Raw genomic sequence first — 9,104 nt, forward strand, 5'->3', positions numbered from 1 at the left:
CGTGTGGCAATCCAATAGGCGATCGCTCTGAGCTTTAGAGTCAATAATCAGTGATAATATCAACGATACACTTATATGGTTATTGCCAATTATGACGATAGATGAGGTACTACAGCTAACTCGTGTGCGATTACAAAAAGATTTATATCCAGTACAAGAAATCATACTCCGCCAAGTTTGGGAAGGAAAAACTTATACAAGTATTGCATCTGCCTCTCATTACGGAGAGCATTACCTGAGAAACATCGCCTCGTCTTTGTGGCAATCTCTCTCTCAAATCTTGCAGACATCTATTAGCAAATCTAATTTTCGCTCTTGTGTAGAATCACGTTCCCTAACCGCAGAGGAACGAGAATTAATTGAAGCATTCACCCGCAGCAAATGCCTAGCAACACCTTTAGAATTTCCCGGTTCTCCCGTGTCCCTGGATTCGCCATTTTATATCCCTCACCCGCTAATCCAAGAACTCGCCTATCGAGAGATTACCAAACCAGGAAGTGTGCTGCGGATTAAAGCTCCCAGGAAGATGGGAAAAAGTTCCCTTCTGCTACGGATTTTAGACCGCGCGACTTCTCTTGACTATCGAACTGTAAGTTTAGATTTTCAGCAAGCCGAGGAAGCTGTCTTAGCCGATATCGATAAATTTTTACGCTGGTTTTGTGCCAACATCAGCCGTCACCTAGAATTACCACCTCTATTAGATGATTATTGGGATGAAGACATGGGTAGCAAAGTAAGCTGCACCATCTATTTGCAACAATATGTATTAGCCGAAATAAGTACCCCTCTTGTGTTAGCTTTAAATGAAGTAAATATAATTTTTGAGTATCCAAAAATTGCCAGAGAATTTTTTCCGCTGCTGCGAAGCTGGCATGAAGAAGCAAAGCGGATTGAAACCTTGGGAAAACTGCGGTTAATCGTTCTTCACTCCACAGAAATTTATATTCCTTTAAAGCTCACTGAATCGCCTTTTAATGTCGGTTTACCGCTGCAATTGCCCTATTTTACAGAAGAGCAGATACTTGCTTTAGCCCAGCGTCACGGACTGGATTGGACAGATAGCCTGGATGCCGAGCGCCTGATGGCAATGGTGGGGGGACATCCTTATCTGGTGCGGCTAGCTCTTTACCACCTCTGTCAAAACAGTATAACCCTAGATCGGCTACTACAAGAAGCTCCGACAATAGCTGGAATTTATAAAGATTACTTGCGGAGTTGTTGGGCAACATTGCAAGAGTATCCCGAACTTGCTGTTGCACTTAAACAAGTGGTAAAATCGGAACACGGAGTGGAATTAGATCCGATAGTCGCTTCTAAATTATTTAGTATGGGGCTGATTCATATCGATAACAACCGCTGTACGCTAAGCTGCGATTTGTACCGCCTCTATTTTGGTTCGCACAACTTTATTTAGAGTCTGCTTTACAGTTTATTTTCGCAATCGAATATCCGCGTTGAACACTCCACTTTTCTTGGGGAGTGGAAATCGCTGCTATACAAACAAAGTCCGCCTACGCGGACTAAAAAAAGCGGTAATTAACCAAAATCGGGCATTATTTATATTAGAATGAAGCTCCTGCACCACATCCTCACCTCTAAATAAATTTACTACATACTCACCTTTAAACCTACCCATAAACGGCATGACCCAAGTAACATACCAAATTGGAGGCAGTCTCGCCACTGATGCGCCTACATACGTACTGCGGCAAGCAGATTCCGAACTTTATGAAGCCTTAAAAGCTGGCGAGTTTTGCTACGTCCTCAACTCCCGACAAATGGGCAAATCTTCCCTTCTCGTTCGCACCCTGCACCGACTGCAAGCAGAAGGATTTCAATGCAGCACGATCGACATGACCCGCATCGGCAGCGAAAACATTACTCCTTTACAGTGGTATAAAGGGATTGTCGGGGATTTGTGGCGCAGTTTCCATCTTGTAGGAAAAGTTAATTTAAAAACCTGGTGGAAAGAACAAGAAGAAGTTTCTCTGCTGCAAAGATTGAGTCAATTTATTGAAGAAATTTTATTAGAAAAGTTTGCTAATGAGCGAATTTTTATATTAGTCGATGAGATTGATAGTATTTTAAGCTTAGATTTTCCCGTCGATGACTTTTTCGCCTTGATTCGTTATTGTTACAACCAACGAGCCATTAATCCAGAATACAACCGGATTACCTTCGCGATTTTCGGAGTAGCTACACCCAGCGATTTAATCGCAGATAAAAATCGGACACCTTTTAATATCGGACAAGCAGTAGATTTGTCAGGATTTAGCTTAGAAGAAGCGCAACCATTAGCGAAAGGGTTAGAAAATGTCATAGCCAATCCGCAGGCAGTTCTCAAAGAAATCTTAGATTGGACGGGAGGACAGCCATTTTTAACGCAAAAAATATGTGAATTAGTCGTAAAAAGGGCGCGGGAAGCCCACACGGGCGATTTAAAAATTCCACCGGGAACCGAGGGATTTTTTATGGCATCATTGGTGAGAGAAAATATCATTAATAAATGGGAATCTCAAGATGAGCCGGAGCATTTAAAAACTGTTCGCGATCGCATTATTGGCAACGAACAACTCACTGCACGTAGTTTAGGGCTCTATCAAAACCTCTTACAATGTGGTGAAGTTGAAGCGGATGACAGTCGAGAGCAGATCGAACTGCTGCTATCAGGTTTGGTAGTAAAACAGCAAGGTTTTTTAAAGGTAAGCAACCCGATTTATCAAGCAGTCTTTAACCTACAATGGGTAGAAATACAGTTAGAGCAACTGCGTCCTTATTCCCAAGCTTTCAACGCTTGGATCGCTTCAAAACAAACCGATGAATCGCGACTGTTGCGCGGACAATCGCTAAAAGACGCTTCCTACTGGGCCCAGGGAAAAAGTTTGAGCGATTTGGATTATCACTTTTTAGCAGCTTCTGTTGAATTAGACAGGCTGGAAGTGCAGCAAGCGCTGGAAGCAGCGAGGCTCAGAGAAGTTGAAGCCAGACTCACAGAAGAACGCAAGCGGTTAGTTTTAGAGCGAGAGACAGCGAAGCGGCAGCGAAAGTTTATTGGGGCGTTGAGCGGGGTATTAATTGTTGCGATCGCCTCCAGCATTTTCGCCCTCTGGCAATACCATCGCGCCGTCACCAGCGAAATTCAAGCCCTCACCTCCTCATCCGCAGGACAATTCGCCTCCCAACAGCGATTAGACGCCCTCGTGAGTGCCATCAAAGCCAGACGGAGGCTCGACAGTCTCGCTCATTCCAGCACTCAGTTGCAATCTCAAGTTCAACAAGTGCTGCAACAAGCCATCTATGGAACGGCAGAATTCAATCGCCTGTTGGGGCATTCCAGCCCGGTTCTGGCAGTTGATGTCAGCCCCGACGGTCAACTCATCGCCACCGGAGGCGGCGACCAAACAGCCAAGGTTTGGCAACGGGATGGTACCTTGCTGTACACTCTCCAACACACAATCAGCAGCGTGTACGCCCTTCGTTTTAGTCCCGACAGCCAGCGCCTGGTAACATCCAGCGTGGACGGCAACATTTATCTGTGGAGTCGGGAAGGCAAACTGCTCAAAACCTTTCAGGGACACAAGGCTGCGATCTGGGCGATCGCCGTGAGTCCAGACGGTGAGCGCATCGCCTCCGCCAGTGAAGACAGCACCATTCGCCTGTGGAGCGTTGATGGCAAACCGCTCAAAACCCTCAGCGGACATGAAGGTTCGGTTTGGGGTGTTGCCTTTAGCCCGGATGGAAAGCTGCTAGCCTCTAGCAGCACAGATAATACTGTCAAGGTTTGGACTCTAGACGGGGAACTGGTGAGAACTCTGGAAGGTCACAGCGCCGCAGTTTGGGACGTTGAGTTTGCTTTACTTGCAGACAATAGTGGCACAAAACGTCCCACCATTGTCTCTGCCAGCGCTGACAACACTGTCAAACTCTGGCAACCAGACGCAGGAGCAGGCACGGGGGCACTGCCCCTACTTACTCTTAGCGGTCACAGTTCGGAAGTGTTTGAAGTCGCTGTCAGTACAGCAGGCGATGTGATTGCTTCCGCTAGCGCCGACGGAACCATCAGCCTCTGGAAGCCGGACGGGACGCTGTTGAAAGTCCTTAAAGGGCATCAATCTGGAATTCGCGGGCTTGCTTTTATTCCCAACAGTCAAATAGTTGTCTCTGCTAGCGACGACAATACCGCTCGACTCTGGAACCCGACAAACCCCTTCTCGAAAGTCCTTTACGGACATGGCGGCACGATTTGGGATGTGGATTTCTCCCCCGACGGTCAGATGCTAGCTTCCGCCTCTTCCGATGGCAGTTTCAAACTGTGGGCGCGAGACGGCACGTTGCTGAAGTCTTTTGCCGGAAACGATACTGCCGTTCACTCGGTTGCTTTCCTCTCTGGTGCCAGCTTTGCCAATCCTGCTAATACACGTTTCCTTGCTACCGCTAGTGAAGATAAAACAATTAAATTCTGGCAGTTCGACGGGACGCTACTGAAAACCATAACAGGTCATGAAGCTGGAGTTTGGGATATCTCCGTCAGTCCAGATGGGCTACTGGCTTCTGCTAGCAACGATAAAACCGTGAAACTGTGGAACAAGGACGGCAGGGCGGGCGCGGGGGCATCGCCCCTACGAACTTTCACAGGGCATCGGGCTAGGGTTTACGATGTGGATTTTACCCCTGACGGAAAGAGGCTGCTTTCAGCTAGTAGCGACAGCACTGCTCGGTTGTGGAGTCTTGACGGTAGGTTTTCCAAGACCCTAAAGGGTCATCGCAGCCCTGTTTGGGAAGTTGCCATCAGTCCAGACGGTCGCACTTTGGCAACTGCTAGCAGGGATGACACGATTAAACTATGGACGAGTGATGGCACGTTGCTCAAAACCCTCAAGGGAAATAGTAGAGGCATGATGGCGGTTGATTTCAGTCCAGACGGTCAAATACTGGTGGGGGGAGGCTCAACTGGCGCACTCAAACTTTGGAAAACCGACGGGACAGAAATCACGACGCTAACCGGACATGAAGGGAACGTTTGGGGGGTGGCGTTTAGTCCTGATGGCAAACAAATTGCCTCCGCCGGGGACGATCGCACTGTGATTTTATGGGATCTAGAGCGTATTCTCAAACTCGATGAACTGGGTTATGCGTGCGATCGCGTGCGAGAGTATATACGCACAAATGCCGATGTGAAGGAGGAGGATAGGCATTTGTGCGATGCCGTGGGCGATCGTTAAAGTCTCATAAACCATGAACTCAAAATCATGAATAATTACCAATACCAAATCGGCGGCAGCCTTGCTAATAATGCACCTACCTACGTAGTAAGACAAGCAGATTCCGAACTCTATGAAGCCTTAAAAGCAGGCGAATTTTGTTATGTGCTCAATTCTAGGCAAATGGGCAAATCTTCCCTATTAGTCCGCACCCTGCACCGATTGCAAGCAGAAAATTTTCAATGCAGCACCATCGACATGACCCGTATCGGCAGTGAAAATATCACTCCTTTACAGTGGTATAAAGGCATGATTGGGGAACTGTGGCGCGGCTTCAATCTCTTAGGGCAAGTTAACTTAAAAACCTGGTGGCGCGATGAAGAAGATGTATCATTTTTGCAAAGATTGAGTCATTTTATTGAAGATATTTTGTTAGCCAAGTTTCCCGAACAACAAATTATTATATTTATTGATGAAATTGACAGTGTTCTCAGTCTAGATTTCCCTGTAGATGATTTTTTCGCTCTAATTCGCTTTTGCTACAATCAACGCTCAATTAATCCTGAATACAATCGCATTACTTTTGCAATTTTTGGAGTAGCAACACCTGGGGATTTAATTGTCGATAAAAAACGCACTCCTTTTAATATTGGTAGAGCGATAAATTTACGAGGTTTTGAACTAGAAGAAGCCCAGCCCTTAGCGGCGGGATTGGCAAGTGTAGTCAATAATTATCAACCTATTCTCAAACAGATATTGGCTTGGACTTCGGGGCAGCCATTTCTGACGCAAAAACTGTGCTATTTAGCCTACATGGCAACTCAAACTACACCGCAAAAAGTAGTAACAATTCCTCCAGGAACAGAAGAGTTTTGGGTAGCTCGCTTAGTGCGAGAAAATATCATTAATAAATGGGAATCTCAGGATGAGCCGGAACATTTAAAAACGATAAAGGAGCGGATTATTCGCAACGAACAACGCGCGGGTAGATTACTCGGCATCTACCAGCAAATTTTACAATCTAATCCCCCCTTAACCAGCGGTTCTGTTTCATTGTGGGACTTTGAAGAGGACTATAGGGGCAGTAACCCCCTGCCTGACCCAAATCTTCATAGGGCAACTACAGGGGAATTGCCCCTACCAGGAAATGAAAGATTTCTACCTTCGAGCAAAAAAGTGGGACGGGTATCAACTGATGACTCACCAGAACAAATTGAATTATTATTATCGGGATTAGTTATCAAAAACAATAGTTATTTACAGGTAAGAAATAGGGTTTATGCTGAGATTTTTAATCTGGAATGGGTAGAGAAGCAATTAGGGCAACTGCGCCCATACTCGCAAACCTTCGATGCTTGGGTTGCTTCACAACAAACAGATTTTTCCCGACTTTTGCGGGGACAAGCTTTAAAAGATGGTCAAATCTGGGCGCAGGAAAAAAGCTTGAGTAACCTTGACTATCAGTTCTTAGCTGCTAGTGCCGAACTAGATAGGCGAGAAGTTCAACAAGCTTTAGAAGCAGAACGCACCAAAGAAGTGGAAGCGCGACTGGCAGAAGAACAAATGCGATTAATTCAAGAAAAAAAAGCAGCGAAACGGCAGAAAAACTTACTATTTTCTGTGAGTATGGCACTGCTGCTTGCCTGTGTCTTAGGAGTAACAAGTTATTTTCAGTATCGCCGAGCCGTTATTAGTGAGCGGGAAGCTCGGATCAGTGAAATTGAAGCGCTGGTTTCTTCCTCGGAGGGGCTGTTTGCCTCTAATCGCCGATTGGATGCAGTAATAGAAGCAATTAAAGCTAAGCGCCGACTACAAAGTTTAGGCAAGACGGATAAAAATATTGAGAATCAAGTTATCAATGTATTGCGTCAAGCGGTTTATGAAGCGGCTGAATACAACCGTTTATCGGGACATAAAGCGGCTGTTCTCGGAGTTGATATTAGTCGGGACAGTAATTTTATTGCTTCAACAAGTGTGGATAAAACTATTAAACTGTGGCGGCGGGACGGAACGGAAATAGCAACACTCAAAGGTCATCAGGCGATCGTTCGATCTGTCAAATTTAGCCCGGACGGTCAGTTTCTTGCTTCTGGAAGTGATGATGGAACTGTAAAACTTTGGAAACTGGATAGGGCAGGCACGGGGGCACTGCCCCTACGAACTTTTCAGGGTCATACTGCTGGTATCTGGACAGTGGCGTTTAGTCCCGATGGCCAAACAATTGCTTCTGCCAGCATGGACAAAACGGTGAAACTCTGGAACAAAGCAGGCAGGGGGGCAGTGCCCCTACGAACTCTCCAGGGTCATACTGCTGGGGTATCCTCAGTGGCTTTCAGTCCAGACGGTCAGACTATTGTTACGGCAAGTGGAGATAAAACGGTGAAACTCTGGAACAAAGACGGGACAGGCACGGGGGCACTGCCCCTACGAACTTTCCGGGGTCATACTTCTGTGGTATCTGCAGCAGCGTTTAGTCCAGACGGTCAGATTGTGGCTTCAGGAAGTGGAGACAAAACGGTGAAACTGTGGAACAAAAACGGTACTTTACTACGAACGCTTGAAGGTCATTCTGCTGTAGTATCGGGAATTGTTTTTAGTCCAGATGGTCAGACTGTTGCTTCTGCAAGTCGCGATCAAACTGTAAAACTATGGAATGTTGACGGGACACAACGGACGACATTGAGAGGTCACACTGCTGGGATTTGGGGGATAGCTTGGAGCCCGGATGGCAGTTTTATTGCTTCGGCGGGTGCAGAAAATACGGTGCGGCTGTGGCAGAGTCAAAACCCATTGCGGACGATGATTACTGCACATAAAGCGGGGATTTGGGCGATCGCACTGAGTTCGGATAGTTCTACAATTGCTACAGGCAGCGAGGATGGCACGACTAAGCTGTGGAGTCGGCAAGGTAAATTGTTGAGGACTTTCACTGTAGAAAACGCTGCGATTTATGCTGTTGCCCTGAGTGGCGATGGCAAGTTAATTGCTTCTGGCAGAAATGATAATAATGTGAATATCTGGACTCGAAACGGAAAAGCGATCGCAAATTTGGTAGGTCATAACGCTACGGTTTTTACATTAGCTTTCAGTCCAAACGGTCAAATGATTGCTTCTGGAAGTCAAGATAATACTATCAAGCTTTGGCGGCCCGATGGTACTTTATTGCATACTATGACAGGACATCATACTCCTATTTGGCAGGTGGTATTTAGCCCAGACGGTCAGCTAATTGCCTCGGCGGGGGGGGATGGTACTGTGAAGTTGTGGAAGCTTGATGGTACTTTGGTGAGAACTTTTCCAGGTCATACTGCTGCGGTTTGGAGGGTGGCGTTTAGCCCTGACGGTAAATTTCTGGCTTCTGGCAGTGGGGACAATACTGTTAAGATTTGGACTGTGGATGGTAAGTTACTGAGAACTCTGGAAGGTCATCTCGCCGCGGTGTGGGGAGTGGCGTTTAGCCCGGACGGTAATATTATTGCTTCTGGTAGTGTAGACAATACGCTGAAGTTTTGGAAGCTTGACGGTACCGAATTAACGACGCTCAGAGCTAACTATGCGGCGATTCGGGGGGTAGCGTATAGTGGGGATGGGTCATTTGTGGCTTCTGTGAGTGAGGATAATACGCTGATTTTGTGGGATGTGGAGCGAGTTTTTAAAGTGGATTTGTTGGCTGATGGTTGCGATCGCGTGCGAGATTATTTGCGGACGAATGCGATGGTCGAGAAGGGCGATCGTTTGTTGTGCAATGGTATTGGAAGGAAATAATATCAAGTCCGCGTTATTATAGCAATCCTAAATGATTCGTAAATGTTTTACCCCACCCCAACCCTCCCCTTCCTAAGGATCGCGAATTAAATAACTTACAATTTAAATTGTTATTGTGGGATGGGCGTCCCGCCCGTC

At 46.5% G+C, this 9,104-nt stretch carries 3 protein-coding genes; all 3 read left to right on the plus strand.

The features are described 5' to 3' along the window. The first annotated feature begins 124 nt into the window (after nucleotides 1-124). The 3 genes from QUA50_RS20960 to QUA50_RS20970 all read left to right on the plus strand — a co-directional run bounded on the left by QUA50_RS20960 (nucleotide 125) and on the right by QUA50_RS20970 (nucleotide 8,966). Nucleotides 125-1,414, plus strand: coding sequence for an AAA-like domain-containing protein (locus QUA50_RS20960; RefSeq protein ID WP_333265705.1), 1,290 nt, complete (start codon nucleotides 125-127; stop codon nucleotides 1,412-1,414). Nucleotides 1,415-1,643: 229 nt separating this feature from the next. Continuing rightward, nucleotides 1,644-5,222 carry an AAA-like domain-containing protein gene (locus QUA50_RS20965; protein WP_333265707.1) on the plus strand — a complete coding sequence of 1,193 codons (3,579 nt, stop codon included), beginning with the start codon at nucleotides 1,644-1,646 and terminating at the stop codon, nucleotides 5,220-5,222. Nucleotides 5,223-5,249: 27 nt separating this feature from the next. Next, nucleotides 5,250-8,966, plus strand: a complete 3,717-nt coding sequence (locus QUA50_RS20970; protein ID WP_333265709.1) for a WD40 domain-containing protein — start codon at nucleotides 5,250-5,252, stop codon at nucleotides 8,964-8,966. Nucleotides 8,967-9,104 lie beyond the last annotated feature (138 nt).

This window comes from Microcoleus sp. M2_D5 (assembly GCF_036701935.1).
GTDB lineage: Bacteria > Cyanobacteriota > Cyanobacteriia > Cyanobacteriales > Microcoleaceae > Microcoleus.